This window comes from Nocardiopsis sp. NRRL B-16309, from assembly GCF_001279585.1.
Lineage (GTDB): Bacteria > Actinomycetota > Actinomycetes > Streptosporangiales > Streptosporangiaceae > Nocardiopsis.
Window position 1 is genome coordinate 1 of record NZ_LGEC01000026.1, and the last position, 309, is coordinate 309.

1 pseudogene is annotated in these 309 nt (G+C 68.9%); it reads right to left on the reverse strand.

Annotation, left to right across the window (positions count from 1 at the left end):
* A pseudogene (locus ADL05_RS04700) lies at positions 1-309 on the reverse strand (succinate--CoA ligase subunit beta); the annotation flags it as partial.

Consider the following 309-nt stretch of genomic DNA (forward strand, 5'->3'; position numbering starts at 1 on the left):
GTCGTCGCCGCGCGACTCCAGCAGCTCCAGCGCCTGCACGATGCCGTTGGCGACCGCGTCGCAGGCGGTGATGCCGCCGAACACGTTCACGAACACGCTCTTGACCGCCGGGTCGCCCAGGATGATGTCCAGGCCGTTGGCCATGACCTCGGCCGAGGCGCCGCCGCCGATGTCGAGGAAGTTGGCGGGCTTGACGCCGCCGTGCTCCTCGCCCGCGTAGGCGACCACGTCCAGCGTGGACATGACCAGGCCCGCGCCGTTGCCGATGATCCCGACCTCACCGTCGAGCTTCACGTAGTTCAGACCCTT